Source organism: Streptomyces actinomycinicus, from assembly GCF_016741775.1.
Taxonomy (GTDB): Bacteria; Actinomycetota; Actinomycetes; order Streptomycetales; family Streptomycetaceae; genus Streptomyces; species Streptomyces actinomycinicus.
Window position 1 is genome coordinate 14,379 of record NZ_JAERRK010000032.1, and the last position, 23,293, is coordinate 37,671.

The 23,293-nt window shown below is 70.8% G+C and carries 21 protein-coding genes; 20 read left to right on the forward strand and 1 reads right to left on the reverse strand.

Annotated features, from left to right (window positions below; genetic code table 11):
• The first annotated feature begins 24 nt into the window (after positions 1-24).
• The 4 genes from JK359_RS36495 (at position 25) to JK359_RS36510 (ending at position 4,591) form a co-directional block, all read left to right on the forward strand.
• The gene (locus JK359_RS36495; protein WP_201843932.1) at positions 25-1,578 is read left to right on the forward strand and encodes an NAD(P)/FAD-dependent oxidoreductase; all 1,554 of its coding nucleotides are present in this window, start codon (positions 25-27) and stop codon (positions 1,576-1,578) included.
• Between the two features lie 76 nt (positions 1,579-1,654).
• Positions 1,655-1,993 carry a hypothetical protein gene (locus JK359_RS36500; RefSeq protein WP_201843933.1) on the forward strand — a complete coding sequence of 113 codons (339 nt, stop codon included), beginning with the start codon at positions 1,655-1,657 and terminating at the stop codon, positions 1,991-1,993.
• The gene (gene qcrB, locus JK359_RS36505) at positions 1,990-3,813 is read left to right on the forward strand and encodes a cytochrome bc1 complex cytochrome b subunit (RefSeq protein ID WP_201843934.1); all 1,824 of its coding nucleotides are present in this window, start codon (positions 1,990-1,992) and stop codon (positions 3,811-3,813) included. Before JK359_RS36500 ends, qcrB begins: the two co-directional genes overlap by 4 nt.
• A 418-nt stretch (positions 3,814-4,231) precedes the next feature.
• On the forward strand, positions 4,232-4,591 hold the full coding sequence (locus JK359_RS36510) for a DUF3099 domain-containing protein (protein ID WP_201843935.1): 360 nt from the start codon (positions 4,232-4,234) through the stop codon (positions 4,589-4,591).
• A 99-nt stretch (positions 4,592-4,690) separates the two neighbouring features.
• On the opposite strand, the gene JK359_RS36515 is transcribed toward JK359_RS36510, so the two are convergent.
• A complete protein-coding gene (locus JK359_RS36515) occupies positions 4,691-5,995 on the reverse strand; it encodes a multidrug effflux MFS transporter (protein ID WP_201843936.1) in 1,305 nt (434 codons plus the stop codon).
• A 503-nt stretch (positions 5,996-6,498) separates the two neighbouring features.
• Here JK359_RS36515 and JK359_RS36520 point away from each other — a divergent pair.
• The 16 genes from JK359_RS36520 to JK359_RS36595 all read left to right on the forward strand — a co-directional run bounded on the left by JK359_RS36520 (position 6,499) and on the right by JK359_RS36595 (position 23,240).
• Positions 6,499-7,263 (forward strand): helix-turn-helix transcriptional regulator, encoded by a 765-nt coding sequence (locus JK359_RS36520; RefSeq protein ID WP_201843937.1) that lies wholly within the window; start codon positions 6,499-6,501, stop codon positions 7,261-7,263.
• Between the two features lie 117 nt (positions 7,264-7,380).
• Positions 7,381-8,397, forward strand: a complete 1,017-nt coding sequence (locus JK359_RS36525) for a type III polyketide synthase (protein WP_307788437.1) — start codon at positions 7,381-7,383, stop codon at positions 8,395-8,397.
• Between the two features lie 28 nt (positions 8,398-8,425).
• A complete protein-coding gene (locus JK359_RS36530) occupies positions 8,426-8,983 on the forward strand; it encodes a cupin domain-containing protein (protein ID WP_201843939.1) in 558 nt (185 codons plus the stop codon).
• Positions 8,984-8,997: 14 nt separating this feature from the next.
• Complete coding sequence (locus JK359_RS36535) at positions 8,998-10,146, forward strand: DegT/DnrJ/EryC1/StrS family aminotransferase (RefSeq protein WP_201843940.1); 1,149 nt, start codon at positions 8,998-9,000, stop codon at positions 10,144-10,146.
• An 84-nt stretch (positions 10,147-10,230) separates the two neighbouring features.
• The gene (locus JK359_RS36540; RefSeq protein ID WP_201843941.1) at positions 10,231-11,817 is read left to right on the forward strand and encodes a class I adenylate-forming enzyme family protein; all 1,587 of its coding nucleotides are present in this window, start codon (positions 10,231-10,233) and stop codon (positions 11,815-11,817) included.
• A gap of 59 nt (positions 11,818-11,876) precedes the next feature.
• Entirely contained in the window at positions 11,877-12,947 is a 1,071-nt protein-coding gene (locus JK359_RS36545) for a methyltransferase (protein ID WP_236679018.1), read from the forward strand.
• Positions 12,948-13,138: 191 nt separating this feature from the next.
• Positions 13,139-13,360, forward strand: a complete 222-nt coding sequence (locus JK359_RS36550) for a hypothetical protein (protein WP_201843942.1) — start codon at positions 13,139-13,141, stop codon at positions 13,358-13,360.
• A gap of 15 nt (positions 13,361-13,375) precedes the next feature.
• Entirely contained in the window at positions 13,376-14,029 is a 654-nt protein-coding gene (locus JK359_RS36555; RefSeq protein WP_201843943.1) for an undecaprenyl diphosphate synthase family protein, read from the forward strand.
• A 154-nt stretch (positions 14,030-14,183) separates the two neighbouring features.
• Positions 14,184-15,470 (forward strand): cation:proton antiporter, encoded by a 1,287-nt coding sequence (locus JK359_RS36560; RefSeq protein WP_201843944.1) that lies wholly within the window; start codon positions 14,184-14,186, stop codon positions 15,468-15,470.
• A 132-nt stretch (positions 15,471-15,602) separates the two neighbouring features.
• Complete coding sequence (locus JK359_RS36565; RefSeq protein WP_201843945.1) at positions 15,603-16,523, forward strand: aromatic prenyltransferase; 921 nt, start codon at positions 15,603-15,605, stop codon at positions 16,521-16,523.
• A gap of 175 nt (positions 16,524-16,698) precedes the next feature.
• Positions 16,699-18,222: an MFS transporter gene (locus tag JK359_RS36570; protein WP_201843946.1), complete on the forward strand. Its 1,524-nt coding sequence runs from the start codon at positions 16,699-16,701 to the stop codon at positions 18,220-18,222.
• Between the two features lie 167 nt (positions 18,223-18,389).
• The gene (locus tag JK359_RS36575) at positions 18,390-19,826 is read left to right on the forward strand and encodes a DUF6851 domain-containing protein (RefSeq protein ID WP_201843947.1); all 1,437 of its coding nucleotides are present in this window, start codon (positions 18,390-18,392) and stop codon (positions 19,824-19,826) included.
• A gap of 111 nt (positions 19,827-19,937) precedes the next feature.
• Positions 19,938-20,231, forward strand: a complete 294-nt coding sequence (locus tag JK359_RS36580; protein ID WP_201843948.1) for a hypothetical protein — start codon at positions 19,938-19,940, stop codon at positions 20,229-20,231.
• 358 nt (positions 20,232-20,589) lie between these two features.
• Positions 20,590-21,336 (forward strand): sigma factor-like helix-turn-helix DNA-binding protein, encoded by a 747-nt coding sequence (locus JK359_RS36585; protein ID WP_201843949.1) that lies wholly within the window; start codon positions 20,590-20,592, stop codon positions 21,334-21,336.
• A complete protein-coding gene (locus JK359_RS36590) occupies positions 21,333-21,995 on the forward strand; it encodes a response regulator (RefSeq protein ID WP_201843950.1) in 663 nt (220 codons plus the stop codon). Before JK359_RS36585 ends, JK359_RS36590 begins: the two co-directional genes overlap by 4 nt.
• A gap of 321 nt (positions 21,996-22,316) precedes the next feature.
• Entirely contained in the window at positions 22,317-23,240 is a 924-nt protein-coding gene (locus JK359_RS36595; protein WP_201843951.1) for an RNA polymerase sigma-70 factor, read from the forward strand.
• The last annotated feature ends 53 nt before the right edge of the window (positions 23,241-23,293 follow it).

Consider the following 23,293-nt stretch of genomic DNA (forward strand, 5'->3'; position numbering starts at 1 on the left):
CAACGCACAGGGAGGGCAGCCAAGTTGACTCTGCACGCGCAGGTTGCCGGCGGTCGTGGCGGCGGCCACGGCCACGCCGTGGTCATCGGCTCGAGTCTCGCCGGGCTCACCGCGGCGCGGGCCCTGGCCTACTTCATGGACCAGGTCACCGTGATCGAGCGTGACTGGCTGCCCCGCGGACCGGGGCGGCGCCGGGGCGTGCCCCAGGCACGGCACACCCACACCCTGATGCCGGCCGCCCAGCAGGGCCTGGAAGAGCTGTTCCCGGGCATCGGCAAGGACCTGACCGCCGCCGGAGCGGTGCGCGTGCGGATGCCCGAGGACATGCTGCTGCTCGGTCCGGGCGGCTGGCTGCCCCGGACCGGCTCCGGCCTGTCGGTGCTGAGCGCCGGCCGCGACCTGATCGACGCCGTGATACGCGACCGGCTGCGCGCCGAGCCCAAGGTGACCTTCCTGCAGGAACACGAGGCCGTCTCCCTGGAGCCCGGCCGCAACGACAGCGTCGCCGGCGTCTGGGTGCGCGGGCGGGACCGCAAGGCACCCGAGGGGTGGGCCGGCCGCCGCCTGATACCGGCCGACTTCGTCGTGGACGCCAGCGGACGCGGCTCACGCGCCCCCCAATGGCTCGCCGAACTCGGCTACACCCCGCCCGGCGAGACGGTCGGCGACCCCCGCACCGCCGTCGCCACCGCCGTGTACGCGCCGGCCATCGGCCATGTCGCCGACTGGAAGAGCCTGCTGCTCATGCCCGCGCCCGGCCAGCCGGCCCAGGGCATGCTGCACCCCATCGAGGGCGGCCGCTGGTCGGTGTCGGTCTGCACCGGCGACGGCAGCCGCCCGCCCGCCGACCACGCGGGGCTGCTGCGCGCCGCCGGAGCCCTGCGCCACCCGCTGCTGCGCGAGGTCCTCGAGGCCGCCACACCGCTCGGTCCCGTCTACGGCTGCGCGGCCACCGGCAACCGCTGGCGCCACTACGAGAGGCTGCGCCGCTTCCCCGGCCAGTTCCTCGTCGTCGGTGACGCCTACGCTGCCCTCGACCCGGCCCACGGCCAGGGCATGACGGTCGCGGTGGAGTGCGCCCTGGCCCTCGACCACCTGCTGACCTGCCACGGCACCGCGGTCGGCCTCGGCCACCGGTTACGCCGTGCCCTCGCCCACCGGCTGGCTCCGGTCTGGCGCGCGAGCGCCTTCGGTCTGCGCGCCGTGCAGGACGGCCGGGACCCGCGGGCCGGCCTGCGCGAGCGGCTCGGCAGACGGTACGCGGCCCGGATCGCGGCCGCCGCGACCACCGAGGCACCCGCGGCCGCGCTGCTGCTGGACCTGCTGCAGTCGGCGGCCGCACCCACCGCGCCGCTGCGCCCGTCGGTACTGCGCGCCGCGCTGCGCGGCCCGCGCGGCCCGGTTCCGGCGGCCCCGCCCAGCACCACCCACGGGTCCGACGCGCGACGGCGCCGCGCGGTCGCGCCGGACCGGCCCGCCATCGGGGTCTCCACCGGTTCCGCCCGCTGGCGGCCCGGCACCGGCTCGTCCGCCCAGTGGCCGGCCGCGGCCCCCGTCGGCGACCGGCGGCTGCCGTGAAACACCGGGTTCCGGCACCGGCCGGCAAGGCGTACCCGGCCGCGCACGAAATGGGGAGCGGTCATACGCTTCACGCATGACAAAGGCAGATCAACTGGCATCTGCGGGAGTCGAGTTGCAAGGCACGTGGCTGTATGGCGCACGTAACAAGCCTGCAAAACCCGCCCAGTTGAGACAGAAGAAGATCAATTCACACGCCGCTCACTCGAAACTCGCTCAAGAATCACTTGAGTTGGGCCTGTACTTACACTCGAGAACGGTTGTCGAGCCGCCTGCGGCGTCGATAGCGTTCCAGCTGCTCGAAGGCACGGGCCTGCTTGCGCCGCAGCAGGCCACCCCGGCCGCCGGCCGCTTGCCGGACGGACCGGATGTGCCGGTGACAGCCGAGCGGCGAGGGGAGGGTGCGCGGGTATGAGCACGACCGAAACGGCGCCACCGAGTGCCCGCACCGAGACACCGAAAGGCGAGCGCGTCGCCGACTGGATGGACGGGCGGCTCGGGATCTACAACTTCAGATTCCTGATCCGCAAGGTGTTCCCCGAACACTGGTCGTTCATGTTCGGCGAGATAGCGCTCTACAGCTTCGTCGTCCTGCTGCTGACCGGCATCTGGCTGACGCTCTTCTTCGACCCGAGCATGTCCGAGACGGTTTACAAGGGGCCGTACACCGCGCTGCAGGGCGTGCGGATGTCGCAGGCCTACTCCTCGACCGTCCACATCAGCTTCGAGGTGCGCGGAGGCCTGTTCATCCGCCAGCTGCACCACTGGTCGGCCCTGACCATGATCGGCGCGCTGTGCTGCCACACGCTGCGGCACTTCCTCACCGGCTCGTTCCGCAAGCCGCGCGAGGTCAACTGGCTGATCGGCTTCGTGCTCCTGGTGCTGGTCACCCTCGAGGGCTTCGTCGGGTACTCGCTCCCCGACGACCTGCTCTCGGGCACCGGCCTGCGCATCGCCGAGGGCGTCACGCTCGCCATCCCGCTCGTCGGAACGTACCTGTCGATGTTCCTGTTCGGCGGCGAGTTCCCGGGCCACAACGTGATCGGCCGGTTCTACAGCTTCCACATCCTGCTGATCCCGGGGATCATCGTGGCGCTGCTCACGGTGCACCTGATCCTGGTCTTCTACCACAAGCACACCCAGTTCCGGGGTCCCGCCCGCACCGAGCAGAACGTCGTGGGCCAGCCCCTGTTCCCGCACTACACGGCCAAGGCCGGCGGCTTCTTCTTCCTCATCGCCGGTGTGCTCTCGCTGCTGGCGGGCATCGCCCAGATCAACCCGGTGTGGACGTACGGTCCCTACCGGGCCGACCAGATCTCCCAGGGCTCCCAGCCCGACTGGTACATGGGCTTCCTCGAGGGCGCGCTGCGCGCCATGCCCTCCTGGGAGTTCGCGGTCGCGGGCCACACCGTCAACCTCGGCGTCCTGATCCCCGCCGTCATCCTGCCCACGCTGATGATGGCCGTGATCGCCCTCTGGCCGTTCCTGGAGGCCTGGGTCACCGGGGACCGGCGTGAGCACCACCTCCTCGACCGGCCGCGCGACCACCCCACACGGACCGCGTTCGGCGTCGCGTTCGTCTCCCTGTACCTGGTGCTGTTCTTCGGCGGCGCCAACGACGTCCTGGCCGAGATGTTCCACCTGTCCCTGAACCAGATCACCTGGGCGGTGCGGATCGGCGTCTTCGCGGTGCCGGCGGTGGCGTACGTCGTGACCCGGCGGATCTGCCTGGGTCTGCTGCTGCGGGAGCGCGACAAGCTCCTGCACGGCCGTGAGACCGGACGGATCAGGCGCCTGCCGCACGGTGAGTTCGTCGAGGTGCACGAGCGTCTGGACCGGCACCGGGAGTACGCGCTGCTGGCCCGCAAGTCCTACGAGCCGCTGCCCGCGCCGTCGCCGGAGCGGGACGGCGTGCCCAACCCGAGGCTGCGCAAGGAGATGCTGCGCTACCGGCTCAGCCGCTGGCTGTTCGGCGGCCAGATCCCGAAGCCGACCCCGCAGGAGATGCGGGAGGCCCTGGCGCACTTCGGCCACGCGGAGGGCGGCCACGCCGCGCTCAACGGCCACGGCTCGCCCAACGGGCACGGGTCGGCCAACGGGCACGGGTCGGCCGACGGCCACGGCTCGGCCGACGGGCACGGCTCCGCCAACGGGCACGGGTCACCCGACGGACACCTGGAAACCGGCGCCGAGCGCCCCGCCGACGGACGGGAGCCGGACCAGGAACTGCTCTGACCCGGCACATCGCAGGGGACCGGGTCAGTGAGGGCGGCGCGGGTGATCAGGGGACGGTCACCCGCGCCGCCGTCGTTCCACGGCCGCCGTTCCGCCGTTGTTCCGTCGCCGTCGTGCCACGGCCGTTGTTCCGTCGCCGACGTACCGCCGCTGTCGTTCCGCCGCTGCCGTTCCACTGCCGTCGTTCCGTCGCCTCCGCCCCACCCACCCGTCCGCCACGGTCCGCCACCGCCGTGCCGCCGCACCGTGCACCGTGAGCCGGCCGCGCGGGCGTCGCACGAGGTGCGGCCGCCTCGCCGGTGCCCGGCCCAGGCAGGTACACCGCCACGCAACGCGGGACCGCCGGGCCGGCCCGGCGCGAGGTCCCGCTTCCCATCCGGTTGTCCGGCCTTCGGGCCGGAGTGTCCACGGAGGCCCGATGAGTACAACCCCCTGGCGCCGGGACGCACCCCGGGCCGAGTCCATCACCGGGGCGCGCACCGGCCTGACGCGTGACCTGCGGGGCCGCCAGCGCCGCTATCTCATGGCCATGCTGGTGCGCAGCGCCTGTGTGGTCCTGATGGCCGCCACCTGGAGCCGCTGGCCCGTCGTCGCGGTCGGCGCCCTGGTCGGCGCGGTCGTCATCCCCTACGTCGCCGTGGTGGCCGCGCAGGCCCACTGGCGCCAGCAGCGGGGCGCCCGGCACGCGGTGGTGTGGGTCAGGGAGGAGCCGCCCGCCACCCGCGTGGTCCTCGAACCCACCCTGATCCTGCCGCCGGAAGGCAACAGCCCCGGCTGAACCGTCCGCACGGGCGCCGGGGAACACGGAACGGCTCCCGCGGATCGCTGGGCGACCGGCGGGAGCCGTAGGGGCGAGGCACATCCTGCGGGGGCTTGCTCAGGACTTGGTCTCCTGGGCCGGCTGGTTCTGCCAGGGGCGGCACATGAACAGGAGTGAGGCGATCGCGGCCAGCGCGCCGCCGGTCTGGACGGCGGCCATGGGCACCGCCGTGCCCTTGCCCGCGATGCCCACGAGCAGCGTGGCGAACGCCCCCGTGGCGAAGCACGAGGTACCGACCAGCGCCGAGGCCGAGCCGGCGGCGTGCGGAGTGCGCATCAGCGCCAGCGCGTTGGTGTTCGGCAGCACCAGCCCCAGCGCCGAGATCATGACGAACAGGCAGGACGCGACCGGGACCGTGCCCACGTGTCCGAAGGCGCCCCCCGCCACCAGCAGCAGCACCGTTCCGGCGAGGGCGATCACGGCGAGTCCGACGCCCAGCGCCTTGTCCAGGCGGACCCGGCCCACGAGGAGCTTGCCGTTGATCCGGCCGACGACCATCATCCCGAGCGAGTTGAGGCCGTACAGCAGGGAGAAGGTCTGCGGGGACGCCCCGTAGATCTCCTGGATGACGAACGGCGAGGCGGCGATGTACGAGAACAGCGCACCGTAGGCGAAGCCGTTCACCATCACGTACCCGCCGAAGACCCGGTCGGCGACCAGTCCGCGCATGGTGAACAGGGCACCGAGCACGCCACCGCCCCGGCGCTGCTCGGGCGGCAGGGTCTCGGGCAGCCGGCGCCAGACGACCGCGGTCAGCGCGACGCCGATCGCGGCGAGGACCAGGAAGACGCCGCGCCAGGCGGTGAACCGCAGCACCTGCCCGCCGAGGATGGGCGCGACGACCGGAGCGAGGCTCGAGACCAGCAGCAGCGTGGAGAAGAACCGGGCCATCTCCAGGCCGTCGTAGAGGTCACGCACGACCGCGCGGGCGATGACGATGCCGGCCGCGCCCGCCAGGCCCTGCAGCAGCCGGAAGCCGATCAGCGACTCGACGTTGGGCGCGACGGCGCAGCTGGCGGAGGCGACGATGTAGACGAGCAGTCCGACCAGCAGCGGCTTGCGCCGCCCCCACCGGTCGCTCATCGGACCGACCACGAGCTGCCCGAGAGCCATGCCGGTCAGGCAGGCGGTGAGGGTCAGCTGGCCGCTCGTCGCGGAGGAGCCCAGGGTGTGTGTGACGTCCGGCAGGGCCGGGAGGTACATGTCCATCGACAGCGGCGGCACCGCGGACAGCGCGCCGAGCATGAAGGTGATGAGAAAACCGGTCCGGCGCAGTTTCTTCAGGTCGACGGCAAAGCTGCCACGCGCCGGTGGCCTCGGGATTCGTTTGCTCCTGACGGTGGCTTCCTCGGCGCGAGACATTCGCCCTCCGTGTCCATGCGTACGGGTCTGACGCCGATGGTGGCAGCAGGGCGCTACAGAATCGGTCGGGTACGGATTGCGTGATGCACGCGGTGCGACATATCAACTTCCGCGGGACTTCCCGCAATTGACGTGACCCAGGTCACTCGAAGGCGCTCTTGGCGCGAGGTTGCCGACCGTGTCACTATTTCGGCACGCCTCCCCTGCCCAAAAACAGTTGCACGGCAGTGGATTGAGCGACGCGCCCCCGAGCCGGCACCGGTAAGACCCGGTCCGTGCCCGATACGGGCGCTCATCCCTTTACGGCAGCCCCGCCGGCGCCGGCCACGGCCGTGACCCCACCCACGGCCTGCCCCCCACGCGGCACCGGCCGGCCCCAAGGCGTGCCTCCCCTCCCGAACCGGAGACCGGGCGGGCCCGCGCCGGCCCACTTCCCGGACCAGCGGCCCTCACGCCTCGGCGGGCTCCGGTACCGGCCTCGTGATCGCCATCAGGAGCCCTTCATGGAGCACCTAGTGCAACATGCCGTCACCACGATCCGCGAACGCTTCTGGGAACCGCTGACCCTCGACGAGCTGGCGCGGAGCGCGATGGTCAGCAAGTACTACTTCCTGCGCCTGTTCACGCGGGTCACCGGCGTCACCCCGGGACGCTTCCTGTGCGCGGTGCGACTGCAAGAGGCCAAGCGCCTGCTCCTGAGCACCTCGCTCACGGTCGCCGACATCTCGGTACGGGTCGGGTACAGCAGCACGGGCAGTTTCACCCGCCGCTTCACCGAATGGGTGGGGCTGTCCCCCACGCAGTACCGCAAGCTCTCCCTCGCCGTACCCGGCGACAAGCCCGAGCCCGCGCCGCCCGAAGCGGCCCCCGCCGACAACCCGCCCCCACCGGCGGCCCGCACCACCGGTTCGGTGACGGGGGTCCTGCGCAGCACCGGGACCGTGCTCTCCCCCGTCTACGTCGGAGTCTTCGACAGCAACATGCTCCAGGGCACCCCCGTCTCCTGGACCAACGCCTGCGCACCGGGCCGCTTCACGCTGCCCCGCATCGCCGCGGGCACGTGGTACGTCCACGCGGTGGCCCAGGGCCGGCACCCCGACAGCCCCGCCGGGACGGAACCCACCCCGCTGACGGCCACCCTGGGCCCGGTACGGGTGAAGGGCGAGACGGCACACCGCCTCGACATCACCCTCTCCCCGCAGGACTGGACCCGGCCGCCGATCCTCTCGGCCCTCATGGACCTCGAACCACAGCCGATGGCGGCGTGACCCCGGCCGTCGGCTGTGCGCACCAGCACCTACCCAAGGCAGACTCTAGAGAAAGTGGATCCAGATATGCCCAGGCTATGCAAGCCCGCGGTTCAGGCGCCGGAAAACGTCATCACGATGGAAGAGACGCTGGATTTCGCCCAGCGGGTCCACCAAGGAAAACCGCAGCTGCCGCTGGCGCTTCGCCTGATCCGTAATACGGGCGTGCAGAAGCGTCATATCGTCCAGCCCATCGAGAAGACGCTGCGCCACCCGGGTCTGACGGAACGCAACCGCATCTACGAGGCCGAATCCAAGAAGCGGACCCCCGCGGTCGTCGAGGAGGCCCTGAAGAACGCGGGCGTGGCGGCCCGTGACGTCGACGCCATCATCTACGTGTCGTGCACCGGCTTCCTGATGCCGTCGCTGACCGCCTGGCTCATCAACACGATGGGCTTCCGCCCCGACACCCGGCAGATACCCATCGCCCAGCTCGGCTGCGCGGCGGGCGGTGCGGCGATCAACCGCGCCCACGACTTCTGCGTGGCCCACCCCGGGAGCAACGTCCTGATCGTCTCGGCCGAGTTCTGCTCGCTGTGCTACCAGCCGGACATGGACGACATCGGCTCGCTGCTGTCCGACGGCCTGTTCGGTGACGCGGTCGCCGCCGCCGTGGTGCGCGGCAACGGCGGCGTCGGCATCGAGCTGGAGCGCAACGCCTCGTACCTCATCCCGCACACCGAGGACTGGATCTCCTACGCCGTGCGCGACACCGGCTTCCACTTCCAGCTCGACCGCCGGGTGCCCGGCACGATGGAGCCGCTGGCCCCGGTGCTGCGCGAGTTCGCCAAGGACCACAGCTGGGACGCCGGCAACCTCGACTTCTACATCGTCCACGCCGGCGGTCCGCGCATCCTGGACGACCTCGCCAAGTTCCTCGAGGTCGACCGCAAGGTGTTCCGCCACAGCTGGTCGACCCTGAGCGAGTACGGGAACATCGCCAGCGCCGTCGTGCTCGAAGCCGCCCGCCGGCTGTTCGAGGAGGACACCCCGGCGCCCGGCGCGACCGGTCTGATCGCGGGCTTCGGTCCCGGCATCACCGCGGAGATGGGGCTCGGCACCTGGGCCGAGTACGACCCGCAGACCATCGACTGAGCCGTCCCGGACCAAGGAAGCGACGAGTATGACTGACCTCATCCTCCCGGCGGGCGCAGGGCGGAAGCTGATCACTCCGGCGCAGGAGGTGACCTTCAAGGCCACGGCGGAGATGGGATCCTCCGTGTCGATCTTCGAGGTGGTCGTTCCGCCCGGCTTCGACGTCGGGGCACACGTGCACGACCACTCCCAGGAGTTCTTCTACGTCCTGGACGGCGAGCTGGACCTGCTGTGCTTCGAGCCGACCGAACGCACGAAGGAGGCCTGGCACCGCTGGGAGTCCCCGAAGGGCGACCGCGTCGTCCGGGCGGGCGAGGGCAGCTGCATGTTCGTGCCGCCCGGCACCCCGCACGCATTCCGCAACGCCACGGACAAGCCGGCGAAGATGCTCTTCCAGTGCCTCCCCTCGCCCGACCACGAGGACTACTTCGAGGAGATCGCGGAGATCTGGTCGCGCGGCACCACGGTGGACGCCGCGGCCGTGGAGGAGATGCGCAGGCGCTACGACGTCAGTCAGCTCACCCCCCTGCGCTTCGAACCCCCGACCCTTATCCCTGCCCAGTCGGCGACAGAGCACGAGGCATGACGGAGATGAGCACGATGGATTCGATTCCCCTGGTTCACGCGAGCCTGGGTGAGCAGGAACTGGCCGCCGTCGCCGAGGTCTTCGCCTCCGGCTGGCCGGCCGGCCAGGGCCCCCGGGGCAAGGCCCTGGAGGCCCAGCTGGCCCAGAAGTACGGGGTCGCCGACGCGGTCGCGGTGAGCAACTGCGGCGCCGCCCTGCACCTGGCCATGCTCGCGTTCGGGGTCAAGCCGGGCGACGAGGTCATCGTCGCCGACTACGGCTTCCCGGCGCCCGCACAGGCCGCGCTCTACGTCGGCGCCACCCCGGTCTTCGCCGACGTACGACCCGACACCTACACCGTCGACCCGCAGGCCGTGGCCGACCTGGTCACCGAGCGCACCGTGGGCATCATCGCGGTGGACACCGTCGGCATGCCCGCCGACTACGCCGAACTGCAGGCCGTCGCCGACCGGCACGGGCTGTTCCTGGTGGAGGACGCCGCATGTGCCGTCGGCGCCACCTACCAGGGCCGCCAGGCCGGTGCGCTCGCCGAGGTGGGCTGCCTGTCCTTCCACGGACGCAAGGGCGCCAGCAGCGGTGAGGGCGGTGCCCTGCTCGCCGCCGACCCGAAGATCGGGGCGGACGCGCGGCTGCGCTCCTCCTTCGGCATCGGCAGCATCTTCGACATGGGGGAGGTCGTCGGCCTGCCGATCCCGACGTTCACCGAGATCGGCTACAACTTCAAGCTGTCCGACATCGCCTCGGCGATCCTCCAGGTGCAGCTCGGCCGCATCGACGAACTGCTCCAGCGCCGTGACACGGTCGCCCGCCAGTACGCCGAGCTGCTCGCCGACGACGACCTGCTGTCGGTGCCGTACGTGCCGAACGACCGCACCCACGCCTGGCAGACCTACATGGTGACGCTGGACGCGGGCGTGGACCGCGGCGCGGTCGCCACCGAACTGCGCGGACAGGGCATCGGCTGCGGGCACGGCACCTTCGCGGGCCACATCCAGCCCGTGTTCGAGGCGAAGCAGAAGTGCCCCGTCTCCGCGGACCTCGCCGCGCGGCAGCTCGCCATACCCATGCACGCCGAGCTGACCCAGGACCAGGTCGCACGGGTCGCCCAGGCGCTGCGCAGCGCCGTGCGCACCCACGCGAGCACCGGCCGGCGCGCCGCCTGACGCACGTACGGCCCACCACGTGCCACGGCTCCCGCACAGCGCGTCGCCGACCTCGCAGCGTGCACCGAAGGAGAGACATTCCCCATGAAGGGCTCAACAGCCTACAGATCCATACTGAAGCGCGGTCTGCACATCGGCCTCCTGCCGGAGATGGCCGCGGCCGTGAACCCGTCGACGCCGATCGTCCTGGACCACGACCTGGACGTCCTGCCCGAGGCCGGACGGCGCCTGACGGTCGCCCAGTACGCCGAACACGTGGACGACCTCGCCGCCCGCCTGTGGGCGGCCGGGGTCCGGCCCGACGAGCGGGTCGTCATCTACAAGACGGCCAACGCCGACCACTGGATGCTCGCCGCCGCGGTCTCCCGCATCGGCGCGGTCGTCGTCAACCTGTCGCCGGCCCTGGACGCCGCCACGGTGGGCGTCCTGCTCCAGCGGGTCGACCAGCCGACGCTGCTCACCGACGGGACGAAGCTCGACCTCCTCACCGAGGTGCCCCTTGCGGACCTCACCCGACGGGTGATCACCTCGGCCGACGACCGGCCCGGGACCGTCTCCCTGGCCGAACTCGCCGGCGCGCCGCGGGTCAGGCCGGTGGTGCGGCCGATCGACGAGGCCGCCGTCATCACCCACACCTCGGGCACCACCGGGATTCCCAAGCTGGTGGTGCACACCGCGCGCACGCAGGGCCTGCGCCTCATCCCCCAGTGGCGCCTGCTGTCCCTGATGCGGAAGAAGGAGACCGTCGCCATCCACGTGCCGTTCGTGCACTCACGGATGGTCGCCGCGATGTCGCTGGCGCTGCTGCGGGAGTACCCGGTCCTGCTGCTGCGCGAGACGGACCCCGCCGTCGTCGCCGAACACTTCCTCAGGCACCGGCCGGCCCTGGTCGAAGCCCTGCCCAACTCGCTGATGGAGTGGGAGGGGCTCACCGAGGACCCGCGGATGCCGTTCGCGTCGGTGAAGGTCTTCAGCAGCACCTTCGACGCGATCCACCCCGCGACCATGGGCAAGCTGCTGGGCGCCTCCGCCCGGCGCGGGGCGCTGTTCTTCCAGATCTACGGGCAGAGCGAGGTCGGCCCGGCCGTCGGCCGCGCCTACTTCCGCCACTCCGCCCACAAGGCGAACGGGCGCTGTGTCGGCTGGGCCATGCCGTTCGGGGCGGCGAAGGTACGCGTCGTCAGCCGAGACGGCAAGCGCCCGACCGAACAGAACCCCGGGCGCATCGAGGTCGCCTGGCCCGCGCTGGCCAAGACGTACTACGGCGAGCAGGAACGCTACGACGGCAACCGCAAGGGCGAGTGGTGGGGGACCGGCGACGTCGGCTACTTCACCAAGTTCGGCTGCCTGCACATGCTCGACCGCGAGGTCGACATGATCCCCGGGGTGCGCAGCTCCCTGGAGATCGAGGACGTGGTCCTCGGCAAGCTGGACGAGCTGGCCGAGCTGGTCGTGGTCCAGGGCCCGAACTCGGAAGCCGTCCCGGTGATCTGCACCGTCGACGACGAACCGCTGGACCTCGCCCGCTGGCGGACCGCCGTCGCCGACTTCCCGCAGCTCGCCGACCCCGTCCAGATCCCGCAGGCCGAACTGCCCAGGACGGCCACCTTGAAGGTGCAGCGGCTCGCGCTGGCCCGCCGGTTCGAGAAGCAACTTCAGGAGCGGGCGTGACCCGCGAAAAGCACACCACCACGGCGATGCACACACACCACTTGAAAGGGGCCAAAGCCTTGACACCCGAAGCCACGCTCGCCCGATTCCGCGAGTACATGGTGGGACCCTCGCGGTTCATGAGCCTGCTCTCCAGCTTCGAACTCGGCATCGTCGACAAGCTGCGGGAGACCCCCGGCCTGACGGCGGAGCAGCTCGGAGAGGCCGCCGGAACCAAGCCCGACGTGGTGGAGCAGCTGCTGTTCCTGCTGGTCAAGGAAGGCTTCGTCGCCCACGACGAAGCCGCGGGGACCTACCGCCTGGACGCGCTCGCCGACGTTCCCGTGAGCGATCTCAACCGGGCGCTCGCCTACATGGACCTGATCAAGGTCACGGCGCTGCGGCAGCTGTTCTACCTCACCGAGAGCGCGCGGACCGGCACGGTCGTCGGTCTGAAGGAGCTGTACGGCGCCGAGGGCACCCTGTACGACGCGGTCGCCGACCACCAGGACCTGAACGACTCCTGGCTGAAGCTGATGAACAACGTCACCGCCAACATCGACCCCTGGTTCTTCGACAACATCGACGTACCGGCCGGCTCCCGGGTGCTCGACGTCGCCGGCAACACCGGCCTCGGCGCGATCCACACCTACCGCTACAAGTCCTCCCCGGGGCTGAAGGTGACCACCTTCGACCTGCCGGACAAGGAGACCGAGGCGCTGGCCAACTTCAAGGCCGAGGGCCTCGAGGAGCACCTGTCCTTCATCGGCGGGAACGTCTTCGACGAGATCCCCAAGGGCTTCGACGTCGTACTGATCAAGCACTTCCTGGACATGTTCGACAAGAGCGACGTGATCCGGATCCTCGAGGGCGTCAGCAAGTCCCTGGAGGTCGGCGGGCAGGTCAACATCCTGGTTCCGGTCTACCCCGAGGACATCAAGGACACCGACAACTACAACGTCGACTTCTTCCCGGCCTTCTTCATCGGCTGCACCATGGGCCAGGGCGGCCCGCAGAAGCTGTCGACCTACGAGCGGTGGCTGGAGGAGTGCGGTTTCAAGGTGACGAAGGCGATCACCAAGAACGCCTCCGAGATCCCGCCGGACGTCATCCCGGTCCAGGCCATCCTGACCGCGACGAAGGTCGCGTGACCGGCTGAGGCGAGGACGTCGCCCACTTCTCGCGACCGTCGCCGTGTACGGCAGTGCCTTGCGGCCGGCAAGGCACTGCCGGGGCTGGAGGACCCATGAAGACGCAGGAGGGTCGGCGGGACTCCGGGACAGGGACCGTGCGGGCCCCGGCACGCGCATGAAGTGCCCCCGCGCACCGAGGAGACCAACCGGTGGGCGCACCGCCCACCACCGGCACTGCCTGCCCTCGCGGCGGGCCGCACACCAACGTACCGGCGAACCCCGCCCGAGCCGCTGCCGAGGCCGCGGGGGCCGAGGTGACCACGGCGACCGCCGACGTCATGGATGACGCCGAGCAGGAGCCCCCCGACGGAGCCGACGCGATCGTCGTCGAGGTGCTCCGGCTGATCACCGCGCAAGCACAGACCACGTAACCGAAGGAGATCACGGTGTCCAACTTCATGCTGTTGCCGGACGGGATGCGTCGCTGGTCCCAGCAGCAGGGGGTGTCCCTCCAGGAGAGCTACCAGGCGATGGCGGACAAGATCGTCGAGTTCACCGGCTGGGTCCGGGAGGAAGGCTTCACCAACTTCTACATCGCGACCAACTCCGCCCAGAACTACACCCGTCCCGAATCCGCGGTGACCACGTTCCTCGGCGCGTTCAACGACGTGGCGCGACGCGTCCACGGCGATCTGAACTTCGAGTTCTCCGGACTGCTCGACCTCGTGCCGGAGACCTACCGCACCGAGCTGGAGGAGCTGCGGGACAAGTCGGACAAGGAATCCGGCTTCACGCTGCACTTCGTCCTGGGCATGTCCCTGTCCCAGGAGATCATCGGCATCTTCAACAAGCTCAACGGCAAGATCCCGGAGCTGACCGAGGACATCCTCGCGGCCCACGCCTACGTCCCCGAACCGGTCGACTACGTCCTGCGCACCGGGGGCCACGTGCGGCTGTCGAACTTCTACCCGCTGATGTCCCCGTTCGCCGAGCTGCACTTCTCCGACGCCCTGATGCCCGACATCACGCGTGAGGAGTTCGACGCCGCTCTGCGGGACCTCCGCGGCCGGGACCGGCGCTACGGCGCCTACCCGGTCTGAGCACCCGTCCCCGACCGGGCGGGCCCCGCCACGAACCGCCACGAACCCCGGTGACCGCCGCAAGGTCACCGGGGTTCCCGTGCCGTTTTCGCATGGTGCGTCGGACGCAGCCACCCGGCCGACGGGCCGCACCCCCATACGGAGACCCACCGTCATGAACACCCACCAGACCACCTCACTGCTCCTCGCTCTCGCGGCGATCGTGCTCCTGGCCCGCGTCCTGGGCGCCCTGTTCCGGCGGTTCAACCAGCCGGCGGTGATCGGCGAAGTCCTCGCCGGCATCGCGCTCGGACCCACCCTGTTCCACGGGGCGGTCTCCGACGCCCTGTTCCCCGGCGGCATCCGGCCCCTGCTCAGCGCCCTGGCCGCGGTCGGCGTCGTGCTCTTCATGTTCATCGTCGGTCTGGAATGGGACGCGGCGATGATCCGCGGCAGCGGAAGCCTGGCCGCGACCGTGTCGTTCAGCTCCATCCTGCTGCCGTTCGGCCTCGGAGCGGTCCTCGCGCTGTACCTGACGGACGACTACGGCACCGGCGACGAGACGGCGTTCATGCTCTTCATGGGCATCGCCATGTCCATCACCGCGTTCCCGGTCCTGGCCCGGATCCTCACCGACCGGGGCATGACGCGCTCACCGCTCGGCGTGGTGGCTCTGGCCTGCGCCTCCATCGACGACGTCCTCGCCTGGTCCCTGCTCGCCGCCGTGGTCGCCATCAGCGGCTCGGCCGGCGCCGACCAGTGGCACATCCTGCTCGCCGTGCCCTACCTGCTGGGCATGCTCTTCGTCGTACGCCCGCTGCTGGCCCGGTTCGTGGCCCGCCGGCCCGGCCTGAAACTCACCCCCACCGTGCTCGCGAGCGTTCTGGTGGGCCTGCTGCTGTCGGCCACCGCCACCGAGTGGGTCGGCCTGCACTACATCTTCGGCGCCTTCCTCTTCGGCGCGATCCTGCCGCGCACCGGCAGCGAGCAGCTGCGTACGGACGTGCACGACCGCATCGGCCAGCTGAGCGGCACCCTGCTGCTGCCGGTGTTCTTCCTGGTCGCCGGCCTCCAGGTCGACCTGTCCGGCCTCGACGCCGACGGGCTGGGGACGCTGGGGCTGATCCTGCTCGTGGCCGTCGGCGGCAAGTTCACCGGCGCCTTCCTCGCCGCCCGGCTGAACCGGATGCCGGTACGGCAGTCCGCCGCGCTCGCCACCCTGATGAACACCCGCGGCCTGACCGAACTCATCGTCCTCAACGTGGGTCTGCAACTCGGCTTCCTCGGCCAGGAGCTGTACTCGCTCATGGTCGTCATGGCGGTCGTCACGACCGCGATGGCGGGCCCGCTGCTCAGCTGGCTCATCGGGCGGCCCACCGACGACGGCCGGCCGGAGCCGGCCAGGGCGCCCGAGCAGGCGGCGGCACGCGTGGAAACGGCCGCCCAGTCCCCGGTTTCCTGACGGCCGTGCCGGGGCGACCGGTGCGGCTGAATTCTCGAGCGGGTCTTGAGCGGGCCCGCGTTATCGTCGGGGGGCGACGGAGTGCGGGATTCCAGTGGAATCAATGGCTGATGCCGACTACTTGGAGTTTTGATGTACCAAGACACTGAGGCAGAAAAGCTGTACTCAGCCATCGAGGAAGCGGCCCGTCTGGTGGGTGCGGCCTGCTCACGCGAAAAGGTGTGGCCGGTTCTGACCACCTTCGGTGGAGCACGCGAGAACGCCATGGTCGTTTTCAGCGTGCTGACCGGAGAGCGGCACGCGGGGCACCTCGACTACTGTTTGACGATCCCTCCGGAGATCGGCGATCCCTACGCCCATGCGCTGGCGAACGGACTCGTCACCGAGACCGGCCACCCGGTCGGCTCGCTGCTCTCGGACATCCATGCGCAGGGCTGGGAAGTCAGCGAACACTTCACCGACTGTTCGGCCGTCAACGGCTTCAAGAAGATCTACGCGCACTTCCCCCGTGACCTGCAGAAGGTGTCGAAACTTGCGGACCTTCCGGCCATGCCGCGCGCGGTGGCGGAGAACCTCGCTCTTTTCGACCGCTACGGGTTGGACGACGTGGCGATGATCGGCATCGACTACAAGAGCCGGACGATCAGCCTGTATTTCCAGTTCACGCCGGAAACCCGCCCCGAACCGGAAACCCTGCGGTCGATGCTGCGCGACATCGGACTGCCGGAACCGAGCGAGCCGATGCTCGAGTTCGCTCACAAGGCGTTCAGGGCGAATTTCACCCTGAGCTGGGACTCCACGAAGATCGCTCGGGTCGCCTTCGCACCTCCGCTGGGCACCGGGTTGAATCTTTCCGAGGTTCCGGCACGCGTGGAACCACACATCGAACGATTCGCGACAACTGCTCCGCGTGCTTACGCCGGCGAGCGCATGAACCTTTTCGCCGTCAAGTGGCTCCCCACCGGAGAATTCCTTGAGGTCTGTTCGTACTACCAGGTCTCCGCGGCGTACGAACCTGTCCGGCTGATGGAAACCCACAAAGAACAGGCGTAGTCCCGAGGACGCACCTGGCTCGCCGCTTCCCCCCGCCCCGGCGGCAGGCGGGCCGGCACCCCACGGCACACCGGGGGACCGGTCCGAAGAACCGTGTCACAGCCCGGCCGCCGTGCCCCGTCTTATGGGTGACGCCTCAAGTCCGTTCGATGGAACATGGAACAAGGAGAAGATCATGGAGACACGGAGCGCGGCCCCTGCGGCCGGGCCGAGCTCGGGGACAGCAGCCGGGGACTCACGGCGATGGCTGATCCTCGCCGTCATCTGCACCGCCTACCTCATGGTCGGTGTCGACCTGACCGTGGTGAACCTCGCGCTTCCGTCGGCGCAGGAGGCGCTCGACTTCACGGACGCCGACCGGCAGTGGATCGTGACCGCCTACGCGCTCCCGTTCGGCAGCCTGCTGCTGTTCTGCGGGCGGCTGTCCGACCTGATCGGCCGTAAGCAGACCTTCCTCATCGGCCTGTCGGGCTTCGCGGTCGCCTCCGCCGTCGGTGGCGCGGCGACCAACTTCGAGACGCTGGTCACGGCCCGTGCCGCCCAGGGCGCCTTCGCGGCGATGCTCGCACCGGCCGCCCTGGCCCTGCTGGCCACCACGTTCACCGACCCGAAGGAGAAGGGCAAGGCCTTCGGCATCTTCAGCGCCGTCGCGGCCGCCGGCACCGGTCTCGGACTGATCCTCGGCGGTGCGCTCACCTCCGGCCTCAACTGGCGCTGGTGCCTGTACATCAACCTGCTCTTCGCCGGCGTCTCGCTCATCGGCGGTCTCATGCTGCTGAGCAAGCAGCCCAAGACGGGCGCCCGGATGGACGTACCGGGTGTGCTGCTGGCGTCGGCCGGCATGTTCTGCGTGGTCTACGGCTTCTCCAACGCCGCGGAGCACAGCTGGAGCACCCCCTCCACGTGGGGGGTCCTCGCCCTCGGCGCGGTGCTGCTGATCGTCTTCTCGGCCTGGCAGACGCGCACGGCGAACCCGCTGCTGCCGCCCCGGGTCGTCCTCGACCGCAACCGCGGCGGTGCCTACCTCACCACGCTGTTCGTCGGAACCGGCATGTTCGGCGTGATGCTGTTCCTCGTCTACTACATGCAGACCGACCTGGGCTACTCGGCCATCACCTCCGGGGTCGCGCTGCTGCCGATGCTCGTCTTCACCGCCGTCGCCGCCAACGTCAGCGCCGCCAAGCTGCTGCCGAAGTACGGCCCGAGGCCGCTGGTCACCGTCGGTCTGCTGCTCAGTGCGGCCGGCATGGCCTGGCTGACCGGGATCGGCATCGACTCCGGCTACGCCACGCACCTGCTGGGCCCCGTCAGCGCCGTCGGCGCCGGCCTCGGCCTCATCTACGGCGCGGCCCTGCGCACCGGCACCGCCGGCGTGGCACTGCAGGACACCGGCATCGCCTCGGCGTGCGTCAACACCGGCCAGCAGCTCGGGGGCGCCATCGGCACCGCGCTGCTCAACACGATCGCCGCCACCGCGACCGGCAACTGGCTGGACAGCCACGTGAAGGGCAAGCCGTCGGCCGAGCAGATCCACCTGGCGTCCATCGACGGATACACCACGGTGTTCTGGTGGTGCACCGCCATCTTCCTGGTCGGCGCCCTCATCTCCGGCCTGATGCTGCGCAGCGGCCCGCTGCCCGCACCTCAGGGCGTCCCGGCCGCCAAGCCGGCCGAGAAGAGCGAAGCCGCACGTTCCTGACGTGCACCGTGCCCGGGCCCGAGCGGCCCGGGAACCGGTGATGCCCGCGGAGAGCGGGCATCACCCGTCGCGCCGGGGGCCGGTGCCCGTGCACCCGCCCGCCGGCGCGGCCCACACCGAGACCCCACCGCAGCCGCCCTGTCATTCAAGGGATGAGGACACCCACCATGACGACGTCCGGAAGTTCTCCCGCCGGCTTCGCCTTCGACTTCGACAACGGAAACTTCTACCGGGACCTGATCGCCGCGGCGGGCGACTCGTCCGGGCAGCAGCAGGCCATCGGCCCGCAGGACGTGTCCCTCATCGTCTGGGTCCAGGCGGTCATGTGGGCCGCACGCTTCGACGCGCTGGCGCCGTACCACCCGACCGCCGTCGGGGTGCACTCCCGGATCGACCGCCGCCCCGCCGAGGAGCGCGCCACCAACCGCAACAAGAACATCGCCGCCCTGTACGCCTCGTCCTACGTGGCCAACGCCGTGTATCCCGAGCGCGAGCACGTCATGCGGAAGATGATGACCATGCTCGGCCTGGACCCCGACGACACGGCCGAGGACCCGACCACCCCGGCCGGCATCGGCACCATCGCCGGCAAGGCCGCCGTCGACGCCCACACCCGCGACGGCATGAACTTCCTCGGCGACGAGGGCCGCACCTACAACGGCCGGCCCTTCGAGGACTACACCGGCTACCGGCCCGTCAACACCGCCTACGAACTGACCGACCCCTCGCGCTGGCAGCCCGCCCTGCGCCCCCACCGCCGCCGCACCGGCGGCGGACCGGGCGACAAGGGCGCCTTCCTCGTCCAGCAGTTCGTCACCCCGCAGCTGCGGCTGACCAAACCCTTCACCTACGAGGACCCGGCCCGGTTCGAGCTGGCCCGGCCCGAGCACTCCGACCACACCGACCCGCTCGCCTACCAGCGCTCCGTGGACGAGGTCCTGTCGGCGTCGGCCGGACTCACCGACGAGCAGAAGGTGACGACGGAGTTCTTCGACAACACCTACCTGAGCGTCCTGCAGTCCACGAAGGCCGCCGGACTCGCCCACGAACTCGACCTGGACGGCTGGGTCCAGCTGCTCTTCACCAGCTCCGTGGCGCAGCTCGACGCCCTGATAGCCGCCTGGCACCACAAGCACGCCTACGACGCCGTCCGGCCGTTCAGCGCCATCAGCCACGTGTACGGCAGCAAGCAGGTGACCGCCTGGGGCGGACCCGGCAACGGAACGGTGCAGGACCTGCCCGCCGACCAGTGGACCGGCTACCTGCCGCCCGGGGACACCCCCGAGTACCCCTGCGGCACCACCACCCTGTGCGCCGCCGAGGGGCAGGCGGCGCGCCGCTTCCTCGGCGACGACGTCCTGGACTGGACGCACACGGTCCCCGCCGGCTCGACGCTGACGGAGCCCGGACACACCCCCGAGAAGGACGTCGAGCTGCACTACGCCACCTGGACCGACTTCGCCGAGGAGTGCGCCCGCAGCCGCGTGTGGGCCGGCGTGCACTTCCGGACGACCACCGAGCGCTCCCTGCACTTCGGCACCCAGTTCGGCGACCGTGCCTACGACTTCGTACAGCGGCACGTCAACGGCGACGTCCAGGACTGACCCCGGCCGGACAGCACACGCCGCCGCCTGCACGAGCAGGCGGCGGCTCCGTTTCGGCACCCACCGCACACCGCAGCAGGAGACCACCGGAACCGACGGAAGAAGAGACCGATGAGTGCTGCCCCGCCTCCCCCCGAGCCGCACGCCCGCCGCGCCGAGATCGCGTCCCGGGCCTGGACCGAGGCCCTCTCCATGACCGGTGCCGGCCCCGCCCGCCGCCCGCGCGGCGAGATCACGGCCGCCGCACTGCGGGCACACAGCGCACTGTCCGCGGGCCTCGGGCAGCACATCCCGCTCACCGTGCTGGGACCGGACGCCGGAGCCCGCCAACTGGCCCTCTTCCTCACCGTGTACGCCGGCCGGGACGAACAGCGCGAGGCACGGGACCTCGGCGCGGCGGCATGAACTCGACCCGCGCTCGAAGCGCGCTCGGGGTTCCCCCGCACGCGCGGGACTCACACGGGAACCGACCCTAGGGTGGACCCGCGGTCGTCGCGCCCGCCTGCTCCATCCCCCCGTTGGCGGGCGGGCGCGACGTATCCGCACGGCCGGACGGCCCGCCCCGGCCTCTCGTCCGCGACGGTCCCCACCTGCCGTGTCACTGCCGGCCGGACTGTCTCGTCTCAGGGCAGACAGCGAATTCCGAGACGGGGAGGCACTGCCGGCCGCGACACGTCCGGTGAGGCGGTGGCCGAGCCGGGCGCCGGCTGCGAGGCCCGTCCCCACGGCTTGGATGCGAGCTTGGACGCGAGGAGGGGCTTGCATGAGCCGGATCGAGGAGTTCGAGACGTTACGGCCGCTGCTGTTCTCGATCGCCTACCGGATCCTGGGCGACGAGAGCGACGCCGAGTACGCGGTGCGCGAGGCCCGGCGGCGCTACGACGCCGGTCCCGTCCCGGCGGCCACGGCCACGTCGTACCTCCCGGCCCTGGTCACCCGTATCTCGACGGACGTGCTGCGCGCGGCCCGCTCCCCACGCGAGAAGTACCCCGGCCCGTGGCCCCCCGAGCCACTGCTCAGCGACCCCTTCCAGGACCTGGACCAGCCGGCGGACCTCGCCGAGTCGCTGTCGACGGCGGCCGTACTGCTGCTGGAACGCCTGTCCCCGCTGGAGCGGGCCTTCTTCGTCCTGCGGGAGATCTTCGGCTGCGACATGTCACGGATCGCCGCGGCCGTGGGCTGCTCGCGCACGGCATGCCACCAGCTCGCCGACGCCGTGACCCGGGCGAGCGACGGCGACGGCGCGGCACCGCCCTGGCCGGACGTCGTCGTCGGCTCCGGACAGGTGGCCCGGGTGCTGGCCGCCATCGTGCCGGCGCTGCTCGGCATCGGCGTCACGATGGAGCCGCAGCACGTGCACTCCCGGCCGGGCGCCGTCTTCCGCGACCGCCACGGCACGGCCCTCAGCGCCCTGACGCTCGACTTCCTCGACGGGCGGATCCAGACGATCCGCTGGGTCAGCCTGCCACCCGCCGCGCACGCCCGGCCCGTCCCGGATCAGGCGTCATGATCCGCGTCCTGCTGGTCGACGACCAGCCACTGCCGCGCAAGGGACTGCGCGCGCTCCTCGACGGCCACGACGACGTCCAGGTCGTGGGCGAGGCCGCCGACGGCACACAGGCCCTGCGGATGACACGGACCCACGTGCCCGATGTCGTGCTCACCGACATCCGGCCGCCGGCCGTCGACGGCATCGAGATGACCCGCCGCATCGTCGCGGACCCCGCGCTGGCCCGGGTCCGTGTCGCCATCCTGACCAGCCACGTCTTCGACACCCACGTCTTCGACGCGCTGCGCGCCGGCGCCGCGGGCATCCTCCTCAAGGACACCACCGCCGAGGAACTCCTGCGCGCCGTACGTGTCATCGCCCGCGGCGACGCCCTGCTCGCGCCGTCCGTCACCCGCACGGTGATCAGCAGGCTCGTCACCCAGCCGCTGCGCACCCCCCGGGTGACCGGCCTGAACGAGCTGACCAGCAGGGAACGCGAGGCCGTCGCCCTGGTCGCGCGAGGACTGTCCACCGACCAGATAGCCGACCGCATGGTCATCAGCCCGCTGACCGCCAAGACGCACATCGACCGGGCCAAGACCAAGCTCCACGCCCGCAGCCGCGCCCAACTCGTCGGCTTCGCCTACGAAGCCGGCCTGGTCGGCCGGCGCAGCCCCTGAACCCCGGTGACCGCAGAGGGCCGGTGCACCGGCCATGTCACAGGCGGCCGGGATACCTCGTCTCCCCTTCCGGAGACATCCAGCGACGACGACCACACCGCCAAGAAGGCCGATATGCAGCACCTTGACCGCCGGTCCGCCGGCACCGACCGGCTACGCTCCGACGAGAGAACGGCAGGCGCGACGGCGGAGGCGATGCCGCACCCCACGGCGGGCACCGACTCCACCCCGTGGACACACCGTGCAGCCGCCGAGGCCGGACGGGCCCCCGGCAGCGGAGCGAACCCGCCCGTGGCGCCAGGGTTTCGAGGAGGAGCCGGCATGAGCAGGACCGAGGAATTCGAGGAACTGCGGCCCCTGCTCTTCTCGATCGCCTACCGGATCCTGGGCAGCGTCAGCGAGGCCGAGGACGCCGTCCAGGAGACCTGGCTGCGCTTCGCCGCATCCACGACCGAGCCGAGGTCGGCCAAGGCCTTCCTCTCCACCACGGTGACCAGGATCTCCATCGACGTGCTGCGCTCGGCCCGCGCCCGACGCGAGGTGTACGTCGGACAGTGGCTGCCCGAACCCCTGCTCACCGACCCCTACGAGGATCCGGAGCGGTCCGCGGAACTGGCCGACTCCCTGTCGATGGCCGTCCTGCTGCTGCTGGAGCGGCTCAGCCCCCTCGAGCGGGCGGTGTTCGTCCTGCGGGAGGTGTTCTCCTTCGGCTTCCCGGAGATCGCATCGGCGCTGGGCCGCTCGGAGGCCGCCTGCCGCCAGCTCGCGGTGCGCGCCCGCCGGCACATGGACGCCGGACGCCCCCGCTTCGAGGCCGACCGGCAGGAGCGCGAGGAACTCGCCGAGCGCTTCTTCTTCGCCGTCCGCGAGGGCGACGTCCAGTGCCTGCGCGAGCTGCTCGCCGCCGACGCGCAGATCGTCGGGGACGGCGGCGGCAAGGCGCCGCAGCTGGCCCGGGTCGTGGTCGGCGCCGACAACGTGGCCCGGTTGCTCGCCTCCTACCTCCCCGTGCTGGCGAAGGTGGACGTGACCCTCGAACCGTGTGAGGTGAACGGCCAGCCCGGCGCCATCTTCCGCGACCGGGACGGCAAGGTGCTCAACACCTGGACACTCGACGTACTCGACGGACAGATCCAGACGATCCGCTCGGTGAGCAACCCCGACAAGCTCGGCCACCTCGGGCCGGTCGCGGACGCCTGGGCGGTCAACCGCGAGGCCAACCGGGCCCGCCGGTCGACGACCTGAGGCCGGCTCCCGTACCGTGCTCGGGAAATTCTCGGAACCGGCCGGAACCGTCC